Below are 23,512 nucleotides of genomic sequence, written 5' to 3'. Positions count from 1 at the left end.
GCATGGCTCAGTGACTCCCGCTGACCTCGCTTCCACCGTTCTCACAGCTGCGCGTGCCGTATTCGTCACCCGCGGCCTGGATGTCTCCCTGCTGCCGGAGACCACGACGGTGGAGCGACCCCGAAACCCCGAGCACGGCGACTACGCGTCGACCATGGCGATGCAGCTCGCCAAGAAGGCCGGTGTCGCGCCGCGTGAGCTGGCCGCGGCCCTCGCCGACGAGCTCAGCAGCCGTCCCGGCATCAAGTCGGTGGAGATCGCGGGGCCCGGCTTCCTCAACATCCGCCTGGACGCGGCCGCGGCCGGGGTGCTGGCGCGCGACGTGGTGCTGGCGGGACAGGAGTACGGCCGCACCGACCGCCTGGCCGGCCAGCGGATCAACCTGGAGTTCGTCTCGGCCAACCCCACCGGTCCCGTGCACATCGGCGGGGTGCGCTGGGCGGCTGTCGGTGACGCCCTGTCCCGGCTGCTGCGGGCCGCCGGCGCCGACGTCGGCACGGAGTACTACTTCAACGACGCCGGTTCGCAGATCGACCGGTTCGCCCGTTCGCTGTACGCGGCGGCCAAGGGTGAGCCGGCCCCCGAGGACGGCTACGGCGGCGCCTACATCGCGGAGATCGCCACCGCGGTGCTGGCCGAGGCCCCGGACACGCTGAAGCTCGGTGAGGACGAGGCGCTGGAGGTGTTCCGGGTCGAGGGCGTCAAGCTGATGTTCGCCGAGATCCGGCAGTCGCTGGACGAGTTCGGCGTGCACTTCGACACGTACTTCAACGAGAAGGACCTGCACGACCGGGGTGAGCTGCAGGAGGCCCTGGACCGGCTGCGCGAGCAGGGGCACATCTACGAGGCCGACGGCGCCACCTGGCTGCGGACCACCGACTTCGGTGACGACAAGGACCGGGTGCTGCGCAAGTCCGACGGCGACTGGACGTACTTCGCCGCGGACTGTGCCTACTACCTGGACAAGCGCAAGCGTGGCTTCGACCGGGTCGTGATCATGCTGGGCGCCGACCACCACGGTTACATCGGCCGGATGAAGGCCATGGCGGCGTGTTTCGGCGACGATCCGGACGCCAACCTCGAGATCCTCATCGGCCAGCTGGTCAACCTGGTCCGCGACGGCGAGCCGCTGCGGATGAGCAAGCGGGCCGGCACGGTCATCACGCTGGAGGACTTCGTCGACGCGCTCGGTGTCGACGCGGCCCGGTATGCCCTGGCCCGGTTCTCCTCCGACTCGCCGATCGACATCGACATCGCCCAGTGGACGCGGGCCAGCAACGACAACCCGGTGCACTACGTCCGTTATGTCGCGGCACGGACGGCCGGGGTCGCGCGCAACGCCGCCGACGTCGGCCTGACCCGGGGCGAACCGGACGACTTCCACCCCGAGCTGCTGAGCCACGAGAAGGAGCACAGCCTGCTCAAGCGGCTGGCGTCCTACCCCGACGAGGTGGCCACCGCCGCCGAGCTGCGCCAGCCCCACCGGATCGCCCACTACCTGGAGAAGCTCTCCGGCGATTACCACCGGTTCTACGACCAGTGCCGGGTGCTTCCCGTGGGCGACGAACCGATCACCGACCTGCAACGCTCCCGCCTGTGGCTGAATGACGCCACCCGAACGGTGATCGCGAACGGTTTGGCACTGCTGGGCGTCTCCGCCCCCGAGAGGATGTAGTCATGCGGGCACATGAGGCCGGGGCGCTGCACGGCGACATCGGCAACCGGGGACCGGCGTGGCTGCGTACCCCGCAGAACGTGAACGCGCTCGTGCCGCAGCTCTGGCCGCGGACCGTGCGCCGCGCCGAGGCCGGGGCCCTGGAGATCGGCGGCGTGAGCGTGCTCGATCTGGCCGCCGAGCACGGCACTCCGGCGTACTTCCTGGACGAGGACGACCTGCGCTCGCGCTGCCGCGACTTCGCGGCCGCCTTCGCCGGCGCGGATGTCTACTACGCGGGCAAGTCGTTTCTCTGCAAGGCCGTGGTCAAGGTCATCGACGAGGAGGGCCTCTTCCTCGACGTCTGCTCCGGCGGCGAGCTGGCCGTCGCGCTGGCCGCCGGTTTCCCGGCCGAGCGGATGGGCTTCCACGGCAACAACAAGTCGATCTCCGAGCTGACCCGGGCGCTGGACGCGGGCGTCGGACGGATCATCCTGGACTCGTTCCAGGAGATCGACCGGCTGACCGCGCTGGCCCGGGAGAGCGGCAAGCGGCCCAAGGTGCTGATCCGGGTCACCGTCGGCGTCGAGGCGCACACCCACGAGTTCATCGCCACCGCGCACGAGGACCAGAAGTTCGGCTTCTCGCTGGCCGGCGGGGCCGCGTTCGAGGCGGCGATCCGGGTCCTCGACGAGGGCGTGCTGGACCTGCACGGGCTGCACTCGCACATCGGCTCGCAGATCTTCGACACGTCCGGCTTCGAGGTCGCCACCCGGCGGGTGCTCGAGCTGCAGGCGCAGATCCGTGACGCGCGCGGCGTCGAGCTCGAGGAGCTCGATCTCGGCGGCGGCTTCGGCATCGCCTACACGACCCAGGACGACCCGTCGCCGGCCGGCGACCTGGCCAAGCGGATCAACAAGATCGTCGACGCCGAGTGCGCGGCGGAAAATCTGCGGCGGCCCAAGCTCTCGATCGAGCCCGGCCGGGCCATCGTCGGACCGGCCGTGTTCACCCTGTACGAGGTGGGCACGGTCAAGGACGTCGACGGCATCCGGACGTACGTGAGTGTGGACGGCGGGATGAGCGACAACATCCGCACCGCCCTCTACGACGCCTCGTACTCGGCCACGCTGGCCGGTCGCGAGTCCGACGCGCCCCCACTGCTCGCCCGCGTCGTGGGAAAGCATTGTGAATCCGGGGACATTGTCGTGAAGGATGAATTCCTGCCCGCCGACGTGCAGCCCGGAGATCTTCTCGCCGTGCCCGGTACGGGTGCGTACTGCCGGAGCATGGCCAGCAATTACAACCACGTGCCCCGGCCGCCGGTGGTCGCCGTGCGCGACGGCGCGTCTCGCGTGATCGTCCGCCGGGAGACCGAAGATGATCTGCTCGCATTGGATGTGGGATGAGTTCTGAGAAGCCCGCGGTTCGCCTGGCCCTGCTCGGATGCGGCACTGTCGGCAGCGAGGTCGTGCGCCTGCTGCACGAGCAGTCCGAGGATCTGACCGCCCGGATCGGCGCCCCGCTGGAGCTCGTCGGCATCGCGGTGCGCCGGCCGGGCCGGCAGCGCGGCAGTGACATCGACCCGGCGCTGTTCACCACCGACGCGCTCGGCCTGGTCAAACGCGACGACGTGGACGTGGTCATCGAGGTGGTCGGCGGGATCGAGCCGGCGCGCTCGTGGCTCACCGAGTCGCTGAAGGCCGGCAAGAGTGTGGTCACGGCCAACAAGGCGCTGCTGGCCGAGGACGGCGCGACCCTGCACGACGCCGCCGCCGAGGGCGGCGCCGACCTCTACTACGAGGCCGCCGTCGCCGGTGCGATCCCGCTGCTGCGCCCGCTGCGCGAGTCGCTGCACGGCGACCGTGTCACCCGGGTGACCGGCATCGTGAACGGCACGACCAACTTCATCCTGTCGTCGATGGACGCCACCGGCGCCGGCTTCGGCGAGGCCCTGGACGAGGCCACCGAGCTGGGGTACGCGGAGGCCGACCCGACCGCCGACGTCGAGGGTTTCGACGCCGCCGCCAAGGCCGCCATCCTCGCCTCGCTCGCCTTCCACACCCGGGTCACCGCCGCGGACGTGTTCCGCGAGGGGATGACCGGTGTGACGGCGGCCGACATGGCCAGCGCCAAGGAGATGGGCTGCACGATCAAGCTGCTGTGCATCGCCCAGCGCGGCCCGGACTCCGCGGGCACCGACTCGGTCAGCGTCCGGGTGCACCCGGCGATGATCCCGCGCAGTCACCCGCTGGCCGGCGTCGGCGACGCCTTCAACGCGGTGTTCGTCGAGGCCGAGGCCGCGGGGCAGCTGATGTTCTACGGCCGGGGAGCCGGGGGTACGCCGACCGCCAGCGCCGTGCTCGGCGACATCGTGGCGGCGGCCCGCAACCGGCTCTCGGGCACCCGCGCGCCGAGCGAGAGCTCGTACGCCCACCTGCCGATCCGTCCGATCGGCGAGTCCGTCACGCGCTACCACATCAGCCTCGACGTGGCCGACCGCCAGGGTGTGCTGGCCACCGTGGCGGGCGTCTTCGCCAAGCACGAGGTGTCCATCGCGACGGTGCGGCAGTCCGGCCGGGACGAGGACGCCACGCTGGTGATCGTGACCCACGGTGCGCCGGACGCGAACCTGGCGGCCACCGTCGAGGATCTCCGGTCGCTCGACATCGTCCGCTCGATCGCCAGCGTGCTGCGCGTCGAGGGCGGCGCCTGATCCCGCGTACTGGACGGTCAGTCTCGGTATTCGGGTGAGTACGGCATGCTTGCAGGGTTGACGACGAAGGGGCAGTGCCATGTGGCGGGGCTTGATCGAGGCGTACCGGGACCGGCTGCCGGTGTCGGAGACCACCCCGGTGGTCACGCTGCATGAGGGCAACACGCCGCTCGTGCCCGCGCCGGTGCTGTCCCGGCGCACGGGCGCGGACGTCTACCTCAAGGTCGAGGGGGCCAACCCGACCGGCTCCTTCAAGGACCGCGGCATGACGATGGCCGTGTCCAAGGCCGTCGAGGAGGGGTCGAAGGCGATCATCTGCGCCTCGACCGGCAACACCAGTGCCTCCGCGGCCGCGTACGCCGCCCGGGCCGGGCTGACCTGCGCGGTGCTGGTGCCGCAGGGCAAGATCGCGCTCGGCAAGCTGGCCCAGGCGCTGGTCCACGGGGCCAAGCTGCTCCAGGTCAACGGCAACTTCGACGACTGCCTCGCGCTCGCCTCGAAGCTGTCCCAGGACTTCCCGGTCTCGCTGGTCAACTCGGTCAACATCTTCCGCCTGCACGGGCAGAAGACGGCCGCCTTCGAGATCGTCGAGGCGCTCGGCACCGCGCCCGACATCCACTGCCTGCCGGTCGGCAACGCGGGCAACATCTCCGCGTACTGGATGGGCTACCAGGAGGACCACGAGGCGGGCAACAGCAAGGTCGTGCCCAAGATGTACGGCTTCCAGGCCTCGGGCGCGGCCCCGATCGTCAACGGCCAGGTGGTGCCGGAGCCGTCGACGATCGCCACGGCCATCCGGATCGGCAACCCGGCGAGCTGGACGAAGGCCCTCGACGCCCGGGACAGCTCCGGCGGGCTCATCTCGGCCGTGACCGACCGCGAGATCCTGTCGGCCTACCGGCTGCTGGCCCGTGAGGTGGGCGTCTTCGTCGAGCTGGGCAGCGCGGCGAGCGTGGCCGGGCTGTTGCAGCAGGCCGAGGCGGGGATGATCCCGGCCGGCAGCACGGTGGTCTGCACGGTCACCGGGCACGGCCTCAAGGACCCGGAGTGGGCGATCAGCACCGCGCCCTCACCGACCACGATCCGGAACGACGTGATGGCGGCCGCGCAGGCCCTCGACCTGGCCTGACGGCCCGCCGCGCACCGCCGGACCTGCCGCCCGTCTCCCGTGCGTCGGGTCCGGGCCGCGCCCGGTTTGGGCCGCGCCCGGTTTGGGCCGCGCCCGGTTTGGGCCGCGCCCGGTTTGGGCCGCGCCCGGTTTGGGCCGCGCCCGGTTTGGGCCGCGCCCGGCTGGGGCCGCGTCAGGTTTGGGCCGCGTCGACGGATGATGGCGTGTCGGCGGCCGGCGGAACTCCGCACGCGGCCGACTCGGCCTCCTCCGAGGCCGCCCGGACCATCGCCGTCATCGCTTCCGCGACCGTGCGCAGCTCGGCGTCCGTGAGCCGCTTGAGCACCCGGGTCTGCTTCTCCGTCCCGGCCGTGATGATGGTGGCGATCATCCCGGCGCCGGTGCTGCTCAGCGTGATCCGGCGGACCCGGCGGTCGTGCGGGTCCTCCGTCCGGGTCACCAGGTCGTGCGCCACCAGCCGGTCGACCATGCCGCTCATCGTCGCCAGGCTCACGCCCAGCAGTCCGGCCAGTTCCCGGCCCGACGTGTCACCCAGGCGGTGCAGCAGCAGCAGGATCTTGAGCTGCGGCATGGTGAGCTGGGAGGCGAAGAGCGGGTCCGAGCGGTCATAGGCGAACAGGTGCTGGAGCCGCTGCTGCGCGCCCATAATGTCGGCGATGAGTCGTTCTTTCTCGGCCACCGCACCTCCTGTGTTGCGCGCCGGTGGCCGGAGCGCGTCCTTCTTGTGACGGGACGCTATCAGCGGACCCCGGCGAAAACCATTTGTTCGCGTCGGGCAAACTATATGCCTTGGCCGAACTTTCACGGGGGAGCACATGTCGTTTCTGACCAGGCTCAGTCTCGCCAACCGGGGGCTCGTCGCCCTCATCGCGGTGGTGATCACCGGTTTCGGCATCTACACGGTGCCATCGCTCAAGCAGCAGCTGCTGCCTTCGCTCGAGTTCCCGGGCGCGTTCATCGGGGTGGTCCTGCCCGGTGCCAGCCCGGAGATCATGGAAGCGCAGGTGACCAAGCCGATCGAGGACGCCGTCAAGGGCGCCGACGGCCTGGACACCATCACGTCCACCACCCGTGAGGGCTCGGCCACCATCCAGGTCCTCTTCGAGTTCGGCACCGACCTCGACAACGCGGTCAACCAGCTGACCACCTCGGTCAACCGGATCCAGCCGACGCTGCCCGACGACGTCGAGCCGACCATCTTCGCCGGCAGCACCGACGACATCCCGGCGATCATTCTGGCCGCGTCCGACGGCGGCAAGGACCAGGCGGCGCTGGCCAACCGGCTCCAGCAGAACGTCGTGCCCGAGCTCAACGCCATCGAGGGCGTCCGCGAGGTGGCCGTCACCGGCACCCGGGCCCAGCAGATCGTGATCACGCCCGACCGCGCGAAGCTCGGGGCCGCGGGCGTCGACCCGCGCGCGATCGCCACCCTGCTGCAGAGCAACGGCGTCTCGATCCCGGCCGGTGCGGTCACCGACGGCAGCCGCTCGCTGAGCGTGCAGGTGGGCCAGCCGATCCAGACGATCGACGAGCTCAAGGGCCTCTACCTGAGCGGCAGCAAGGGCCCGGTCACCCTGGGCTCCGTCGCCTCGGTCAACCAGCAGCTGGCCACGGCCACGTCGTTCACGCGTACGGACGGGGTCGAGAGCCTCGGCATCGCGGTCACCGCGTCGCCGGACGGCAACCCGGTCAACATCTCCCACGAGGTCCGCGACAAGATCGCCGAGCTGGAGAAGTCCTCGAACGCCAAGCTGACGGTCATCACCGACCAGGCGCCGTTCGTCGAGAAGTCGATCGAGAGCCTGACCACCGAGGGCCTGCTCGGCCTGATCATGGCCGTGATCGTCATCCTGGTGTTCCTGCTGTCGGTGCGTTCGACGCTGGTCACCGCGGTGTCCATCCCGCTGTCCGTGGTGATCGCGCTCATCGCTCTCAAACTCGGCGACTATTCGCTCAACCTGCTCACCCTGGGGGCGCTGACCATCGCGGTCGGCCGGGTGGTCGACGACTCGATCGTCGTGCTGGAAAACATCAAACGGCATCTGGGGTACGGCGAGACGAAGGTCCACGCGATCACGTCCGGCGTCAAGGAGGTGGCCGGCGCGGTCACCGCCTCCACGCTCACCACGGTCGCCGTGTTCGCCCCGATCGCCCTGGTCGGCGGCTTCGTCGGTCAGCTCTTCGCGCCGTTCGCCATCACGGTCACGGTCGCGCTGATCGCCTCGCTGTTCGTGTCGCTGACCGTCGTGCCGGTGCTCGCGTACTGGTTCCTGCGGCCCGCCGCCGGCGGTTCCGAGTCCGAGGAGGTCCGCCGGGCCGCCGAGGAGAAGGAGCTGCGCAGCCCGCTGCAGCGCGCGTACCTGCCGATCATCCGCTGGGTGACCCGCAGCCGGATCACCCGCTGGAGCACCATCGCGATCGGCCTGGTCATCCTGATCGGCACGCTCGGCCTGGCCAGCCGGCTCGAGACGAACTTCCTCGACGAGTCCGGCCAGGACACCATCGCGCTCACCCAGGACCTGCCGGTGGGCACCGACCTGGCGACCACCGACGCGGCGGCCAAGAAGGTCGAGACCGTGCTGGCCGCCCGCAACGACATCAAGAACTACCAGGTCACCGTGGGCAACGGGGAGTTCAACCCGTTCGTCGGCTCCGGCGGGGCCAGCGGCGCCAGCTTCAACGTGGCGCTCAAGGAGGACGTCGACGCGGCCAAGGTCTCCGACGAGCTGCGCGAGCAGTTCAAGGGGATGACGGACGTCGGCGAGGTCACCGTCGGCAACGACAGCGGCACCGGCTTCGACGGCAGCGCGCTGGCCGTCGTGGTGCAGGCGGGCGATCAGCAGGCGCTGACGGCCGCCACCAAGCAGGTGCAGGACGCGATGGCCGGCACGCCGGAGGTCACCGACGTGAGCAGCACGCTCGCGGCGAGCGTTCCGCGTCTCGACGTCAAGGTCGACCGGGCCGCCGCCGCGGCCCGCGGGCTCACCGAGGCCGCGATCGGCCAGTCGGTGGCCGGGGCGTTCCGCTCGGCTCCGGCCGGGCAGATCACCGTCAACGGGGTCGGCCAGGACGTCGTCGTCGCGCTGGGCGCGCCACCGGCCGGCGCCGACGCGCTGCGCAAGCTGCCGCTGGCCACGCCCGGCGGCCAGCTCGTCACCCTCGACTCGGTGGCCGACATCACCGAGGTCGACGGTCCGGAGGAGGTCACCCGGATCGACGGCAACCGCAGCGTCACGGTCGAGGGCACGGCGACCGGCTCGAACGTCGGCAAGACCACGACGGAGCTGACCAAGCGGCTCGACGCGCTGCAGCTGCCGGCCGGTGCGAGCTACGAGATCGGCGGCGTCAGCCAGGACCAGGCGGACGCGTTCGCCGACCTCGGCCTGGCCGTGCTGGCCGCGATCGCGATCGTCTTCGTGATCATGGTGGCCACGTTCCGCAGCCTGCTCCAGCCGCTGATCCTGCTCATCTCCATCCCGTTCGCGGCGACCGGCGCGATCGCGCTGCTGCTGGCGACGGGCACCCCGCTCGGCGTCCCGGCCCTGATCGGTGTGCTGATGCTGGTCGGCATCGTGGTCACCAACGCGATCGTGCTGCTCGACCTGATCAACCACTACCGCCAGGCGGGTCTGGGCGTGCAGGAAGCCGTCGTCGAGGGCGGCCGGCACCGGTTGCGCCCGATCCTGATGACGGCCATCGCGACGATCTTCGCGTTGCTGCCGATGGCCCTCGGGCTCACCGGCGAGGGCGGCTTCATCTCGCAGCCACTGGCCATCGTGGTCATCGGCGGCCTGGTGAGCTCGACCCTGCTGACCCTGGTCCTGGTGCCCGCGCTCTACACCATGGTGGAGAACACCAAGCTGAAGGGCCGCACCCGGCGCGAACGGCGCCGGGCCCGCAAGGCGATGAAGCGCAGCGGTGCGACCGAGGCGGCGGAGACGCCGAAGCACGCGGCCGACGAGCCCGGGGGCGCGGTTCCGGCCGACGACGCGGTCCCGGACTCGAGCGGCGGCGCGCACGAGGCGCCGGAGGGCGCACCGGCCGGACAGCCGGCGCGGGCCGAGGCGGAGCCGCAGAGCGGAGCCCTGCGCGGCTACACGGACCAGTTCGAGGTCCTGAAGATGCCACGCCGCCCGGCGACACCACCGCCGGCCTGACAATGCCGCGGCGGCCGGCCCTGCGGGGTCGGCCGCCGCGCCGCATCAGGACCCGACCGGTAGATTCCGGTACGTGGCGACTCCCTTCTCGGTCCTTACCCGTAACCGTGACTTCCGGCGGCTGTTCGGGGCCGAGCTGGTCGTGTTCGGCTCCGACTGGTTCGTCATGGTGCCGCTGCTGGTGCTGCTGCCCGAACTGACCGGCAGCGGCGTGTGGGGCGCGCTGGTGCTGGCCGCGGACACCGGGATCAATGCGCTGCTGCTGCCGTACACGGGAACCGTCGCCGACCGCCTGGACCGCCGCACCATCCTCATCGCGGCCAACGTGGCCGCGCTCGTGGCCATCCTGCTGTTGTTCTTCGTCCGGTCGGCGGCCACCGCACCGCTGGCCCTGGTGGCCATCGGCGCCGTGGCGATCGCCAAGGCTTTCTACTCGCCGGCCGCGTCCGCGGCCCTGCCGAACGTGGTCGACCCGGCGGACCTCGCCGCGGCCAACTCGGTGGCCGGCTCGGCCTGGGGCACGATGACCATCGTCGGCGCCTCCCTGGGCGGCATCGTCAGCAGCGCCTTCGGCCCGTACGTGAGCTTCGCGGTCGCCTCGGTCAGTCTGTTCGTGGCGGCCGTACTGACCGCGATGATCCGCCGGCCGCTCCAGGCGCCCCGAGACCCGAACTATGTGCCGCCGCGAGCCTGGCACGCCCTGATCGAAGCGCTGCGCTACATCGGGGCCCGGCCGAGGCTGCGCGCTCTGGTCACCGTGAAGTCGGCGGTCGGTCTCGGCAACGGCGTACTGACAGTCTTCCCGCTACTGGCCGGCATCTACGGCGTCGGCGCCCTGGGCGCGGGCCTGCTCTTCGCGGTACGCGGCGCCGGCGCCCTGGTCGGACCGCTGGTGATGCGGCCGGTCCTGAACCACCGCACCTGGCTGCTGCCCGGCCTGGCCCTGTCGATGGGCCTGTACGGCCTCGGCTACATCGGCGTGGCCTTCGCGCCGTGGTTCCCCCTCGTGCTGGCGCTGGTCTTCGTGGCCCACTTCGCGGGCGGAACGAACTGGGTGCTGTCCAACTACGCCCTGCAGGGCGAGGTGCCGGACCGGCTCCGCGGCCGGGTCTTCGCCACGGACATGATGCTGGCGACACTGGCGATCTCGGTGAGCCAGCTCGGCGCGGCGGCCTTCGTGGACCGCGTGGACGAACGCGTCATCCTGATCGCCTGCGGCCTGATCACCCTGCTGTACGCGATCGGCTGGCGCTTCGCGACCCGTCGGCTGTCGCTGGCCGACCCGGTGGCCGCCGACGGCAGCGAGCCGCCGCCCGGTGCGTCGGCGCACCACCCCGCCGGCTCGGCTCTCCCCGATGGCCCGGCTCATCCCGCCGGCCCGGTGCGGGTCGACGGCTCGGCTCATCCCGCCGGCCCGGTGCGGGTCGACGGCTCGGCGCGGGCCGCAGGGCCGGCGGATTCCGGCGGGGTGGGGCAGGCTGACGGCTTCGGTCGGGCCGATTCCGCGGTGCCGGGAGCTGGGCCGGCACATTCCGCCGCGACGGGGCAGGTCGCCGGCTCGCCGCAGGTTGCCGGCTCGCCGCAGGTCGCCGGCTCGGCGCAGGTCGCCGGGTCGCCCCCCGGCGGTGGGTGGCCCGGCTGCCAAGGTCCCACCGCCGAAGGTCTGCCCGGCGATTCCGCGCCGGCCCCGAAGCACTAGCCGAAGCGTCCGGAGACGGCCGGGTCCGTAGCTGCCGGCGAGCCGGGGACGAAGTGACCCGGCAGACGGGACGCTGGTTCCAGCCGCTCGGCGAGGGCCGGTCTTACCGCCCGGCCCTCGCGAGATCGGGTGGGTCACTCAGGACAGGACGGCCGGCACGAGTCCTTCGGTGCTGAGCGTCGGCACGGGCTTGCCCGGCGGCTCCGGAGCGGCGGCGGCACCGCGGGGGAATGCCGGCAGTGTGGCGCCCCAGTTGCTCAACAGCGTCTGGATCGGGATGAAGCAGCCGTTGTGGGTGTCCTCGTAGTAGGCGACGGTGATGCCGACGGCCACGACCCCGCCGGCACCGTCGGTGCGCCAGACCGGTCCACCGCTGTCTCCGGCCGAGGTGCGCGCGACGCTGCAGTAGGCGGTCATGCCGTACCAGGGGATGGTTCCGTAGATTCTGCCTTCGGTCCAACCGGTGGTCACGCCCATCTTGCCGACGAGGACGCCGTTGCCCAGCGAGCTGGTCGGGAAGACCCCCGAGACTTTGCCCGGGCTCCGGCCGGTCCTGGGATCGACGACGATCTGGTACGCGTCGACTCCGCTGTCCGGCTGGATCAGGGCAGTGTCGTTGGTCGTCCACCGGCTGTACGCGATGCGGCCGAACCGGGCGTCGGTGCCGTAGATGACCGAACCGACGCCGCCGCAGTGGCCGGCGGTCAGGAAGAACAGCCCGCTCGTGCCCCGGATCGCGTAACCACCGGTGCAGGGCACGCCGGACCTGCCGCCGACGAAGGTGGGGTGACCCGGTTGGAAGAAGTAGGTGGCGGCTTGTGCGGGACCGGCCCCGGCGAGCGCGCCGACGGCGGTGACTGTGGTGGCGACCAGCAGGGCCGCCAGGCGCCGGCCGGCCCGTAACCAAGCTTCGCCGTTGATCGCGCGAAGTCGTCCTACGGGATCGTTCATGCGAACCTCCATGTCCGGGAATCAGGACATCGATCGTCACGCATGTCTGAACGGTGCCGTCGCGGATGGCCGCATCCTGCCAAGCGCGGTCGGAGTCGCTCCGCGGAGCGGGTTCGCACGAGGGCGCCGCTTCGTCCGGCGCTGAGAACGTCGCGGTCAGGTCCTCGATCTCCCGCTGTGGTCCGGCTGATGGCCGGCCACTCACGGGGCCGCTCGGCTGTGCGGTCCCGCCGGCGAAGGGGTCAGCCTGTGAAGGGCGAGCCGGCGGGCCGGTCCCCGGCGCCGTAGGGCGGATCGCCGGCAGGGGTATGTCCGAAGGGCGGGCCGCCGAAGCCCTGGCCGCCCGGCGGAGGTGGTCCGGCGAACGGCTGGCCGCCCGGCGCCGGCCCCGGGAAGCCCGGTGCCGACCCGCGCGTCACCACGGCCGCGATGAGCAGGCCCACCCCCGTCGCCGAGATCAAGGCCGTGATCAGGCCGAACAGGCCGAACACGAGGCCGTACCGGGTCGCTGAGTAGTCCAGTGACGAGTACAGCACCGGGATCAGCATCGTCGAGGCGAACTGGAGCAGGCTGCCGAGCAGCAGCGCGCCCAGGCCCAGCCGGGCGAAGAGCATGCTGCGTGGGCCCAGCCGGTCTCGCCGGGCGGCGACCAGGACGAAGCCCGCGATCAGCACCGCCAGCAGGGGCAGGTGGCCCAGCAGGCCCGAGAACAGGTATCCCACCGTCATGTCCGCGACCTTAACGGCCGGGTGCGACATCCCGCGGATGATGATCAACGCCTAGCATGAGGCGATGGGCCTGACCTTCGTCTCCGAGCCGGTGCGGGTGCGTACCCCGGCGACCAGCGCCAATCTCGGTCCGGGCTTCGACACGCTGGGTCTGGCGCTCACGCTCTACGACGACCTGGGCGCCCGGGTCACCGGCGATTCCTGGACCGTCGCCGTGACCGGTGAGGGTGCCGGTGAGCTGCCCACCGATGAGAGTCATCTGGTTGTGCGGGCCATGCTGGCCACGTTCGACGAGCTCGGTGGCCGTCCGGCCGGGGTGGCTGTGGAGTGTGTCAACCGCATCCCGCAGGCGCGGGGGCTCGGGTCGTCGTCCGCGGCCATCGTCGGCGGGGTGCAGCTTGCCCGTGCGCTGGTGCGGGAGCAGCTGGATGACGAGGCCGCCCTGCGGATCGCGGCGCGGCTGGAGGGGCACCCGGACAACGTCGCTCCTTGTCTGCTCGGGGGCTTCACCATCGCCTGGACCGAGGCGAGCGGTTCCCGGGCCGTACGGCTGGACGTCGCTCCCGGCGTACAACCGACGCTCTTCGTTCCGCAGGAACGGGGCCTGACCGCCACCGCGCGGGCCGCGCTGCCCAGTGCCGTGCCCCATGCGGACGCCGCGTTCAACACCGGCCGGGCCGCGCTGCTGGTCCATGCCCTCACCCGGGAGCCCGAGCTTCTCTTCACCGCCACCGAGGACCGGCTGCACCAGGGGTATCGGGCCGAGGCGATGCCCGGCACGGCTTCCCTGGTGGCGGCGCTGCGTTCTGTCGGGGTTGCGGCAGTTGTCAGCGGCGCGGGGCCGACGGTGCTGGCGCTGAGCTCGGTACCTGCCGATTTCCGGCCCGGAACCGAATGGCGCGCCGAGTCGTTGGGCGTGGATAGCGGCGGCGCCCTTGTCAAAGGGAGTATGGTGGAACACGCCGAGCGGGGCCCTGTTGCCGCAGGTCGTCAGAGTTGACTACGCTCAAGACCTAGCACAGCCGCGAAGCAAGCGATCTCTGCGGTTCGGCGCGCACCCGAGACTCATGGCATTCTGCCGGTCTCAATTCTCATCAAGGCACGTCGCCGAGCAGCGGATCTCCAGATCGCTGCACTCGCCGAGACCTATCCGTCACTGTCCGACGGGTCGGGAAACCGTCGAGCTGCCGTGCTGCAAACTCCCGCGCCGCAGTTGCGAAGCGGGTTCCGAGGGCACCCGGCCACCAGGCTGCAGACCCGGGTGGACTTGGCTTTTTCGACGGAAGGAATCCATTGAGCGACACCACCGACGTGACGTCGGGTGTTTCTGACGTCGCTGACGACGGCGCCACCACCGCTGCTGTCACCAAGCGTCGCCGCGGCGGCACCGGGCTGTCGGCGATGCTGCTGCCCGAGCTGCAGAGTCTCGCCGCCTCCCTCGGCATCTCCGGCACCGCCCGGATGCGCAAGGGCGAGCTCATCACGGCCATCTCGGAGCGCCAGAGCGGCGGGGCCCCGGCTGCCTCGGCTGCCTCGACCAAGGCCACCAGCACCCCCCGCGCGCGCACAGCGAACGGTTCCGCCGCCAAGACGGCCGAGCCCGCCGCCCAGGTTCCGGCGACCCAGGTTCCGGCGGCTCAGCCTCCTGTAGCCGAGGCCCCGGTGGCCCAGGCCGCAGTGGTCGAGGCCCGGGCGACGGCGGCTCCGGCCCCCGAGACGCAGGCCCAGCCCGCCGCCACCCAGTCCGCCGCCGCCCAGTCCGCGGCTCCGGCGACCGAGCAGCCCGCGACCGAGGCCGAGCCGGCCCGCCGCAGCCGCCGCGACCAGTCCAGCCGCGACCAGAGCGGCCGCGACCAGGGTTCCCGCGAGCAGGGTGGTCGTGACCAGAACGGTCGTGACCAGAACGGCCGCGACCAGAGCGGCCGCGACCAGAACGGCCGCGACCAGGGCGAGAGCCGGCGCGACAGCGCACCGGCCGACGGCCAGGGCGACACCGAACGCGCCGACCGGGGGGACCGGCCGGAGCGTGGCGAGACGCGCAACCGAGACCGCCAGCGCAACCCGCAGCGGGCCGAGGGCGGCGACCGTAACGACCGCCCCGACCGCGGCAGCAACGACCGTAACGAGCGCTCCGACCGCAACGACCGCGGCCCGCGCAACGACGGTCCGGACGACGAGGACGGCGACAACGGCGAAGGCGGTCGGCGCAGCCGGCGCAGCCGGTTCCGGGACCGCCGGCGTGGCCGGGACCGTGACGGCGAGGGCGGCGGCACCGGTGGTGGCCGCGACGGCGGCCGGGACGGTGGCCGCGATGGTGGCCGGGACAGCGGTCGGGACGGTGGCCGCGAGCCGCACGTCAACGAGGACGACGTGCTGGTGCCGGTGGCCGGCATCCTCGACGTGCTGGACAACTACGCGTTCGTCCGCACCACGGGTTACCTGTCCGGTCCCAACGACGTCTACGTCTCCATGTCGCAGGTCAAGAAGCACGGGCTGCGTCGCGGGGACGCCGTCACCGGTGCCGTGCGGGCCGCGCCGCGCGACGGCGGCAGTGGTGACCAGCGCCGGGACAAGTACAACCCGCTGGTCCGGCTGGACACCATCAACGGCATGGAGCCCGAGGAGGCCCGCCGGCGTCCCGAGTTCTACAAGCTGACCCCGCTGTACCCGCAGGAGAGGCTGCGTCTCGAGACCGAGGCGCACATCCTCACCACCCGGGTCATCGACCTGGTCATGCCGCTCGGCAAGGGCCAGCGGGCCCTGATCGTCTCGCCGCCGAAGGCCGGTAAGACGATGGTGCTGCAGGCGATCGCCAACGCGATCACCCACAACAACCCCGAGTGCCACTTGATGGTCGTGCTGGTCGACGAGCGGCCCGAAGAGGTCACCGACATGCAGCGCTCGGTCAAGGGCGAGGTCATCGCGGCCACGTTCGACCGGCCGCCGCAGGACCACACCACGGTCGCCGAGCTGGCCATCGAGCGGGCCAAGCGCCTGGTCGAGCTGGGCCACGACGTGGTCGTGCTGCTCGACTCGGTGACCCGGCTCGGCCGGTCGTACAACCTGGCCGCGCCGGCCTCCGGCCGCATCATGTCCGGTGGTATCGACTCGACCGCGCTGTACCCGCCGAAGCGGTTCCTCGGTGCGGCGCGCAACATCGAGAACGGTGGCTCGCTCACCATTCTCGCGACGGCGCTGGTGGAGACCGGCTCGATGATGGACACCGTCATCTTCGAGGAGTTCAAGGGCACGGGTAACGCCGAGCTCAAGCTCGACCGGAAGATCGCTGACCGGCGTACGTTCCCGGCCATCGACATCCACCCGTCCGGCACGCGCAAGGAGGAGATCCTGCTCGGCAAGGAAGAGCTGGCGATCGTCCACAAGCTGCGCAAGGTGCTGAGCTCGCTGGAGTCCTCGGCGGCGCTGGATCTTCTGCTCGATCGGCTCAAGCAGTCCCGGACGAACATCGAGTTCCTGATGCAGATCGCCAAGTCCACGCCTGGCGAGTAAACGCCCGAAAACGGCATAAAGGGGCAGTCACCGCGAGGTGGCTGCCCCTTTGTCGCACAACGTGTGCGTTTCGACCCTTACGGGATCATGCGAACCTCCCCCTCACACCTCAGCTCAATGTGGGGAGGACGCTCGATGATCCCTGGCTACCGGGACCAACCGACCGAGAGATGGGACCCGATCGCACCGGTTGATCCCGGCGAGGCCGAGGACTTCCTGCGGCAGTGCTACGTCGAGAACCCCCGGCTGGGCCCGGTCGAGCCGCGACTGGCCATCGTGCGCGCGCAGATCGCGGCGACCGGCGGCTACGTGCACACCACCGAGGAGCTGGCGTACGGCGCCAAGATGGCCTGGCGCAACGCGAGCCGCTGCATCGGCCGCCTCTACTGGCGCAGCCTGGTCGTGCTGGACCGCCGCCGGGCCCGGAGCGCCGACGAGATCTTCTCGCTGCTCGTGCACCACCTGCAGACCGCTGGTGGTGGCAGCGAACGCCCGGGCGCGATCCGGCCGGTCATCAGCATCTTCGCCCCGGCGCTGCCCGGTCAGCCGTACGCGCGGGTCTGGAACGAGCAGCTGATCCGCTACGCCGGCTACCGCACCGAGGACGGCAGTTCGGTCGGGGACCCGCGCAACGAACAGTTCACCGCCGCCATGCAGGGCTTCGGCTGGCGCGGCAAGGGCGAGGCCTTCGACGTGCTGCCGGTGGCGATCGAGACCCCGGCCGAAGGCGTACGCCTCTACGAACTCCCGGAACGCGCCATCCTCGAGGTGCCGCTGACCCATCCCGAGTTCGGCTGGTTCGCGGAGCTCGGCCTGCGCTGGCACGCCGTCCCCGCGATCGCCAACATGCGGCTCACCATCGGCGGTGTGCAGTACCCGCTGGCGCCGTTCAACGGCTGGTACATGGGCACCGAGATCGGCGCTCGCAACCTGGCCGACGCCGACCGCTACAACATGCTGCCGATCGTCGCCGCCCGGATGGGACTCGACACCAGCCGCGAGTCGACGCTGTGGCGGGACCGGGCGCTGGTCGAGCTGAACCGTGCGGTGCTGCATTCGTACGAGAAGGCCGGTATGAAGATCACCGACCACCACACCGAATCGGCCCGCTTCCTGACCCACCTGCGCAACGAGGAGAAGGCCGGCCGCCGGGTGCCGGCGGACTGGACCTGGATCGTGCCGCCGATGTCCGGTGGCATCACGCCGGTCTTCCACCGCTACTACGAGGAGCTCGACCTGCGGCCCAACTTCTACCTGGATCCGGAGGCGGCGGCTCTGTCGCGGGAGGGGACGCGCTGCCCGTTCGGCGGATAGATCAAGATCATGATCAAGGGCCAGCGGTCGTGCCTGGTTGCATGGTGCTGACCGTCGCTCCCGCCGATGACATGTCCGTGCGTGGGGAAACCCGGGCTCAGGCGAACTCGTTCAGCGGGAAGTCGTCACGGTGGCGCCAGGCCGCATCCGTGCGGACATGATCCTCGCGGACCCATTTCAGGAGCCGATGGGAGAACTCCGCCGCCGGGATGCGGCCCGCGCTGCGGACCACAAAACCCTCCGACGTCTCCTGGTCGCGGACCCTGGCCCAGGCCGCGCGGGCCTCGGTCAGGCTGCCGCCGCGGTACAGGACCGGGACCACCGGCAGCTCCAGGCGCTGTGCCCAGTCGACGGTGTCGTCCCAGCCGAGCAAGGTGTCCGTCTCGTCCCAGATGCCGAAGACGATGAAGACGCCCGGCAGGTCCGTGTAGGCGATGCTGCGGCGGGCCCACATGGACTCGCCGCAGACCCGCCAGTCGTCCGGGATCCGGTACGCCGTCATCGCCCACAAAGCCTTGGCCGGCCGGTCCCACGGGTTGGTGCCGGAGTCGACGGAACGGGCGTACATGGCGTCGCGGGTGAAGGTGAGGTTGCCGCCGTCGAGCTTCTCCGTCACCACCAGCTCACCGTCCAACCAGGACAGGTCGGGCTGGACCCGGTCGTCGGCGGTGGCCCCGGGGGAGTCGGGCAGGTGGAAAGTCCGCGGATACTTCCCGTCCCGCCCGTCCATCAGAAGTCCCCCTCCGCCACCTGGAACACCGTCAGGCCCAGGGCGCGCCACATACGTACCACCTGCTGACGGTCGTCGAAAACCCCGATGACCCGCCAGCGGTCGCGGATCTCCCGATCGAAGATCTCCCGCTTGACGACGGCGTCCTTGCGCGAGTCCCCCTCGGGCCGCATGAAGAGTCCTTCGTACGGCACATCGACATAGAGGTCCAGCCACGCCTCGGTCTCGGCGCGGCACACCTCGTCCCGCCCCGAACAGAAGACGATGGCGTGCCCGGCCGCGTGCATGGCCCGCACGGCCGCGATGACCGCCGGATTCGGCGCGTCCGCACCGACCCGGCCCCAGTCGTACGGGCTGCGGCCGTTCATCAGCGCCACCGTGCCGTCGATGTCCACCAGCACCACCGGCGGCAGCTCCGGATCCGGGTCGTAGACGACACCCGGCCCGCCCGGATCGACGTACGGCACCGGCAGCGGCAGGTTCTTGCCGGCCAGATACCGCTGGTGCATCCGGCGGATCCCGGCCTCACCGACCCGCTCGTCGTCCGGCCGCCCGGCGTCCCGGCGCAGGCACTCCTCCAGCGGCACATCGGTGAAGTCGTGCACCTCGAAACTCGCGTGGAAACGCGCGGCCAGCTCGGCCCACTCGCGTACCGTCTTGGCCCGCAGATTGGTGTCATCGACGATCACGTCGGCGTGGGCGCGCAGCAGCGCCTCGACGGCGGCCCGCTGGGCGTGCGTCACCTGGCCCTCGGCCCACTGGGTGAACAGGCGCTGCCCGTGCAGCATCCGCCGCAGATCGTCGCGGTTGACCCGGACGACCTGCGGCTGCAGCTTGCGCGCGAAGGTGGTCTTGCCCGAGGCGGGCAGCCCCCGGGTGATCAGCAGTCTGGTCATTCCTCACTCACCTGGTTACCGCCGGGCGTGACATCGCCGGCCGGCCGGACGAGCTGCCACAGGCCGGGACGGTAGTCCTTGTCGTCGAGCCGCAGGAAGAGTGCCCCACGGTGCTCGCTGCGCACGGCCCGGGCCGCGAACTCGCGCCGGCCCCAGCCCGCCGGCAGCTCGGCCACGATCGCCGCGAACTCGGCCTCGACGGCCTGGGCCAGCGCCGCGACGGCGCCGGTCAGCTCGGCGGCCACCGCGCTGACCCACGCGTGGAACTCGTCGGGCAGCGGTTCGGTCAGCGCGTCCAGGTCACCGCCGGAGACCAGGACCTCCCATACGGTACGGGCGGACAGCCCGGTGACGAGCCGGTGCAGGCGTACGTACTCCGCGTACTTGATTTTCACCCGCTCGTCCGAATCGGTGAGGTGCACGACCAGCCCCTCCCGGCCGTTCCGCGGCGGCGCGGCGAGCGCCTCGGCCAGCGTCGCGTACGCGAACGACTCCACGACCGGGCCCGGCCACTCCGGCACGGCGGCCGGGCCGAAGGTGCGGCCGGTCGCGATGTCGACGGCGCCGAGCAGGATCAGGTCGTCCAGGCTGCCGTAGTCGAGCACGATCCGGTTGCCCGGGTAGACGATCTCGACCAGCACGGTGAGCCCCGCGGGCGGCGTGAAGTCCGCATAGCGGGTACGCAGCACCGCGGTCGCGTGCCGCGCCTGGTCCGAGGCGAACGAGCCCCGGGTCGCGACCGCCCACCCGTCCTCGTCGGGGAAGATGATGCCCAGGCTGCCGTCGGCCTTGTCGGTCACCGAGACGGGCGCGTCCGGCCGCAGCGGGGGCGCGTGTCCCTCGGAGTGGTTGAAGAACTTCCGCCAGGGCCGGGCCAGCACTGTGTCGCCCGTCACGATCAGACCGCGGCAGGCCAGCGTGACCGGGGTCCAGGCGCCGGCGTACTGGCAGGCCTCGGTGTAGTTGTAGATCTCGTACGGCCGCGACGGGTGACGCTGGACCCGCACGTGCCCGTTTTCGACCGCCGAAGCCAGTTCGGCCGGGTCCAGGACGTCCGCGAGCAGCGTCATGACAATTCCTCCCGTGCGATCCCCGCCGCGGGAATGCGGTGAGGGCGGCTCACGTTATCGATCACGGACGCAGGAATGCCTCCTGATTTCTGATCAGGGCACGTGACATGGCAGACTGGTCCATCGGCCAGCAAAGGTTCCGGTTCACGCTCGAGTCGTCCGCCCTAGCGGGGCGGTTCGGTGCTGACGGCGACCCGGCGACCACTTCATCGAGAGGGACCGAGTAACCATGAAGAGCGGTATCCACCCGGAGTACACCTCGACCGAGGTCATCTGCTCCTGCGGCAGCACCTTCACGACCCGCAGCACCGCCAAGGGCGGCGAGATCCGCGTCGAGACCTGCAGCGCCTGCCACCCGTTCTACACGGGCAAGCAGCGCGTGCTGGACACCGCGGGCCGGGTCGCCAAGTTCCAGGCCAAGTACGCGAAGGTCAACGCGACCAAGAAGAAGTAGCTACCTCGACGGCGCCCACCCCGGAATCCGGGGTCGGGCGCCGTTCGTGTGTTCGATCCCCAGTGAAGGAGGCGCGGCGTGAGCACAGACCGGTTGTCGACCCTGCTCGAGGAGTACGCGCAGCTCGAGAAGCAGATGGAGGACCCCTCCATCCACTCCGACCAGGCCCTGGTGCGGCGGGTCGGGCGGCGCTTCGCCGAGCTCGCGCCGCTCTATGCCGCCAACGCCGAGCTGGAGGCCGCCCGCGCCGACCTGGCCGCCGCCAAGGAGCTGGCCGCCGAGGATCCCTCGTTCGCCTCCGAGGTCGAGGCGGTCGCCGCCGTGCTGGCGCCGCTGGAGGAGAAGCTCGGCGAGATGCTCATTCCGCGTGACCCGCACGACGCCAAGGACGTGATCGTCGAGATCAAGGCCGGCGAGGGTGGTCAGGAGTCGGCGTTGTTCGCCGGCGACCTGCTGCGGATGTACACCCGGTACGCGGAGAAGCACGGCTGGGTGGTCGAGGTCATCGACGCGCAGGATTCCGATCTGGGCGGGGTCAAGGACGTCTCGGTCGCGGTCAAGACCAAGGGTGTGCCCGACGGCGGCCACGGTGTCTGGTCGCGGCTCAAGTGGGAGGGTGGCGTGCACCGCGTGCAGCGGGTGCCGGTCACCGAGTCGCAGGGCCGGATCCACACCAGCGCCGCCGGGGTGCTGGTGCTGCCTGAGGCCGAGGACGTCGACGTGCACATCGAGCCGGGCGACATCCGGGTCGACGTGTTCCGGTCCTCGGGTCCCGGTGGCCAGTCCGTCAACACCACCGACTCGGCCGTACGCATCACCCACCTGCCCACCGGCACCGTGGTGAGCTGCCAGAACGAGAAGAGCCAGCTGCAGAACCGGGAGTCGGCGATGCGCATCCTGCGGTCCCGGCTGCTCGCCATGGCCCAGGAGCAGGCCGACGCGGCCGCCTCCGACGCCCGCAAGCTGCAGGTCCGTACGGTGGACCGGTCGGAGCGGATCCGGACGTACAACTTCCCGCAGAACCGGATCAGTGACCACCGGATCGGCTACACCGCGTACAACCTGGATCTGGTGCTCGGCGGGGAGCTCGATCCGGTGCTCGACGCGCTGGCCGAGGCCGACCGGGCCGCCCGGCTGGCCGGCGAGACGGAGATCAGCCGACGTCCGTGACGGTCAGCCGGTTGTCCGAGGTCTCGCAGACGATCAGGTCGCCGCTGCTCTGGCAGCCGAAGTCGAGCACCGTCGCGACGGTGCCGCGGAGCAGCACTTCGCCGGATGCCGCGTCCACCCGGCTGATCAGCGTCAGGTCGTTGGAGGTCTGGGCGCGGGCGACCACGTAGCGGGTGCCTTGCAGCCCGTAGTCCCAGACCGGCATCGCCGTGCCCAGGTCGACGAGCGGCCGGCCGGTGGCGGTGTCGACCAGGCGGTGCCGCGCGCCGGTCTCGTCGTCGCCGACCAGCAGCAGACCGTTGAGCAGCGGGAAGCCGTTGGCGGCGCCGGGGATCCGCCAGCGGACCTCGCCGGTCGCCCGGTCGTGGCCGGTGGTGTCGTCCGTCCCGTTGAGACAGACCACCGGGCCGCAGCCGTAGGCGCCGCCCGGCGCTGTCCCGTCGATGCGCCAGAGCTGTCGCAGGGTGTCGGTGTCGTAGGCGGTGACTGTCGACGTGTCGCCCTCGCTGCGTTCCAGATAGAGCTGTCTGCCGTCCACGGTGACCGTCGTGTAGTCGTTCTCGGACGCCGACTCCGGTCGCCAGGGGAATGTGCCGGTGGCCACCAGCGAGCCGTCGTGCAGGTCGAGCACCTCGGCCCGGCCCTTGGCGGTGACGGTCACCAGGCGGTCGGCTCTCGCGCCGGGTGCGTTGTCGGTGGACCAGGAGCCGATGTCCCCGGCCGGGCGGGACCAGATCGTGCTGCCGTCGCTGAGCCGTACGGCCCGGATGGTCGTGATCTGGTCGCCCGCCTGGTTCCATTCGGTGAGCAGGGCCCGATCGTCCGCGGCGTTGATCAGCTCGCCGGCCTGCCGCCAGAGCAGGCGGCCGGTGACGGTGTCCACGGCGGCCGTGTCCCGGTTGAGCTCGCGGGTGACGGTGGAGCCGTCGGCGTCCTCGTACGTCGCGGTCGACAGTCCGGTCGGCAGCAGCAGCGCGCCCGCCCGGATGCCGCTCAGCCAGCTGCTGTCGTCCGGCGCCGGGTGTGACCAGCGCAGCCCGCCGGTGCGCAGGTCGTAGGCACTGAGCCGGTCCTGTCCCGCCTGGGTCAGCACGTAGACGCTGTCCGGGGTGAGCGTGTAGGCGCCGCCGCCCAGCTCGAACGGGATGCTCCAGAGCTCGGTCAGCCCGCTCGGGTCGGGCCGCGCCGACCCGGTCACCGTGAGAACGCTGACGGCCGTGACGATCGCCACCAGCAACGCCCGCAGGTCGCGCCGGCCGAGCGGGCGCCGGGCGGGCCGGACGTCCGGCTCGTCGCCGCCCTCGCTGACGAGCCCGAGCTCGATGACGGCCATG

The 23,512-nt window shown here is 71.1% G+C and carries 17 protein-coding genes and 1 pseudogene; 11 read left to right on the top strand and 7 right to left on the bottom strand.

Translation table 11 applies throughout. The features are described 5' to 3' along the window. Positions 1-10 precede the first annotated feature (10 nt). The 4 genes from argS (at position 11) to thrC (ending at position 5,499) form a co-directional block, all read left to right on the top strand. The gene (argS, locus tag AB0C12_RS21145) at positions 11-1,675 is read left to right on the top strand and encodes an arginine--tRNA ligase (RefSeq protein ID WP_360550319.1); all 1,665 of its coding nucleotides are present in this window, start codon (positions 11-13) and stop codon (positions 1,673-1,675) included. A 2-nt stretch (positions 1,676-1,677) separates the two neighbouring features. Continuing rightward, the gene (lysA, locus tag AB0C12_RS21140; protein ID WP_360550317.1) at positions 1,678-3,063 is read left to right on the top strand and encodes a diaminopimelate decarboxylase; all 1,386 of its coding nucleotides are present in this window, start codon (positions 1,678-1,680) and stop codon (positions 3,061-3,063) included. After that, a complete protein-coding gene (locus tag AB0C12_RS21135; protein ID WP_360550315.1) occupies positions 3,060-4,370 on the top strand; it encodes a homoserine dehydrogenase in 1,311 nt (436 codons plus the stop codon). The genes lysA and AB0C12_RS21135 overlap by 4 nt, the downstream gene beginning before the upstream one ends. A 79-nt stretch (positions 4,371-4,449) precedes the next feature. Continuing rightward, on the top strand, positions 4,450-5,499 hold the full coding sequence (thrC, locus tag AB0C12_RS21130; RefSeq protein ID WP_360550313.1) for a threonine synthase: 1,050 nt from the start codon (positions 4,450-4,452) through the stop codon (positions 5,497-5,499). A 172-nt stretch (positions 5,500-5,671) separates the two neighbouring features. On the opposite strand, the gene AB0C12_RS21125 is transcribed toward thrC, so the two are convergent. After that, positions 5,672-6,178, bottom strand: a complete 507-nt coding sequence (locus AB0C12_RS21125) for a MarR family winged helix-turn-helix transcriptional regulator (RefSeq protein ID WP_360550311.1) — start codon at positions 6,176-6,178, stop codon at positions 5,672-5,674. Between the two features lie 136 nt (positions 6,179-6,314). On the opposite strand from AB0C12_RS21125, the gene AB0C12_RS21120 reads away from it, so the two are divergent. Together AB0C12_RS21120 and AB0C12_RS21115 are read left to right on the top strand one after the other, a co-directional pair. Beyond that, positions 6,315-9,656, top strand: coding sequence for an efflux RND transporter permease subunit (locus tag AB0C12_RS21120; RefSeq protein ID WP_360550309.1), 3,342 nt, complete (start codon positions 6,315-6,317; stop codon positions 9,654-9,656). A gap of 73 nt (positions 9,657-9,729) precedes the next feature. Continuing rightward, positions 9,730-10,950 (top strand): annotated as a pseudogene (locus AB0C12_RS21115) (MFS transporter); the annotation flags it as partial. A gap of 543 nt (positions 10,951-11,493) precedes the next feature. Here AB0C12_RS21115 and AB0C12_RS21110 read toward each other — a convergent pair. Together AB0C12_RS21110 and AB0C12_RS21105 are read right to left on the bottom strand one after the other, a co-directional pair. After that, entirely contained in the window at positions 11,494-12,306 is an 813-nt protein-coding gene (locus AB0C12_RS21110) for a hypothetical protein (protein ID WP_360550307.1), read from the bottom strand. A gap of 242 nt (positions 12,307-12,548) precedes the next feature. Continuing rightward, entirely contained in the window at positions 12,549-13,034 is a 486-nt protein-coding gene (locus tag AB0C12_RS21105) for a hypothetical protein (protein ID WP_360550305.1), read from the bottom strand. Between the two features lie 64 nt (positions 13,035-13,098). On the opposite strand from AB0C12_RS21105, the gene thrB reads away from it, so the two are divergent. The 3 genes from thrB to AB0C12_RS21090 all read left to right on the top strand — a co-directional run bounded on the left by thrB (position 13,099) and on the right by AB0C12_RS21090 (position 17,858). Next, positions 13,099-14,034 carry a homoserine kinase gene (gene thrB / locus AB0C12_RS21100; RefSeq protein WP_360550303.1) on the top strand — a complete coding sequence of 312 codons (936 nt, stop codon included), beginning with the start codon at positions 13,099-13,101 and terminating at the stop codon, positions 14,032-14,034. A 293-nt stretch (positions 14,035-14,327) separates the two neighbouring features. Next, complete coding sequence (rho, locus tag AB0C12_RS21095; protein ID WP_360550301.1) at positions 14,328-16,544, top strand: transcription termination factor Rho; 2,217 nt, start codon at positions 14,328-14,330, stop codon at positions 16,542-16,544. 135 nt (positions 16,545-16,679) lie between these two features. Next, a complete protein-coding gene (locus tag AB0C12_RS21090; protein WP_360550300.1) occupies positions 16,680-17,858 on the top strand; it encodes a nitric oxide synthase oxygenase in 1,179 nt (392 codons plus the stop codon). Positions 17,859-17,955: 97 nt separating this feature from the next. Here AB0C12_RS21090 and AB0C12_RS21085 read toward each other — a convergent pair whose 3' ends face one another. The 3 genes from AB0C12_RS21085 to AB0C12_RS21075 are packed head-to-tail and all read right to left on the bottom strand — an operon-like array spanning position 17,956 to position 20,554. Further along, on the bottom strand, positions 17,956-18,588 hold the full coding sequence (locus AB0C12_RS21085; protein WP_360550298.1) for an RNA ligase family protein: 633 nt from the start codon (positions 18,586-18,588) through the stop codon (positions 17,956-17,958). Further along, the gene (locus AB0C12_RS21080) at positions 18,588-19,484 is read right to left on the bottom strand and encodes an AAA family ATPase (protein WP_360550296.1); all 897 of its coding nucleotides are present in this window, start codon (positions 19,482-19,484) and stop codon (positions 18,588-18,590) included. Before AB0C12_RS21080 ends, AB0C12_RS21085 begins: the two co-directional genes overlap by 1 nt. Next, on the bottom strand, positions 19,481-20,554 hold the full coding sequence (locus AB0C12_RS21075; protein ID WP_360550294.1) for an RNA ligase: 1,074 nt from the start codon (positions 20,552-20,554) through the stop codon (positions 19,481-19,483). The genes AB0C12_RS21080 and AB0C12_RS21075 overlap by 4 nt, the downstream gene beginning before the upstream one ends. Positions 20,555-20,783: 229 nt before the next feature. Between AB0C12_RS21075 and rpmE the strand changes: the two genes are divergently transcribed. Both rpmE and prfA read left to right on the top strand, forming a co-directional pair. Then, positions 20,784-21,008: a 50S ribosomal protein L31 gene (gene rpmE / locus AB0C12_RS21070; RefSeq protein ID WP_212994012.1), complete on the top strand. Its 225-nt coding sequence runs from the start codon at positions 20,784-20,786 to the stop codon at positions 21,006-21,008. 78 nt (positions 21,009-21,086) lie between these two features. After that, positions 21,087-22,178 carry a peptide chain release factor 1 gene (prfA, locus tag AB0C12_RS21065; RefSeq protein ID WP_360550292.1) on the top strand — a complete coding sequence of 364 codons (1,092 nt, stop codon included), beginning with the start codon at positions 21,087-21,089 and terminating at the stop codon, positions 22,176-22,178. Here the strand turns inward: prfA and AB0C12_RS21060 are convergent. Then, positions 22,162-23,511: a hypothetical protein gene (locus AB0C12_RS21060; protein WP_360550290.1), complete on the bottom strand. Its 1,350-nt coding sequence runs from the start codon at positions 23,509-23,511 to the stop codon at positions 22,162-22,164. The genes prfA and AB0C12_RS21060 overlap by 17 nt on opposite strands. Position 23,512 lies beyond the last annotated feature (1 nt).

The organism is Actinoplanes sp. NPDC048967 (assembly GCF_040649415.1).
GTDB lineage: Bacteria > Actinomycetota > Actinomycetes > Mycobacteriales > Micromonosporaceae > Actinoplanes.
The sequence above is the reverse complement of the archived record's forward strand: the minus strand, read 5'-3'. Positions and strand labels throughout refer to the sequence as shown.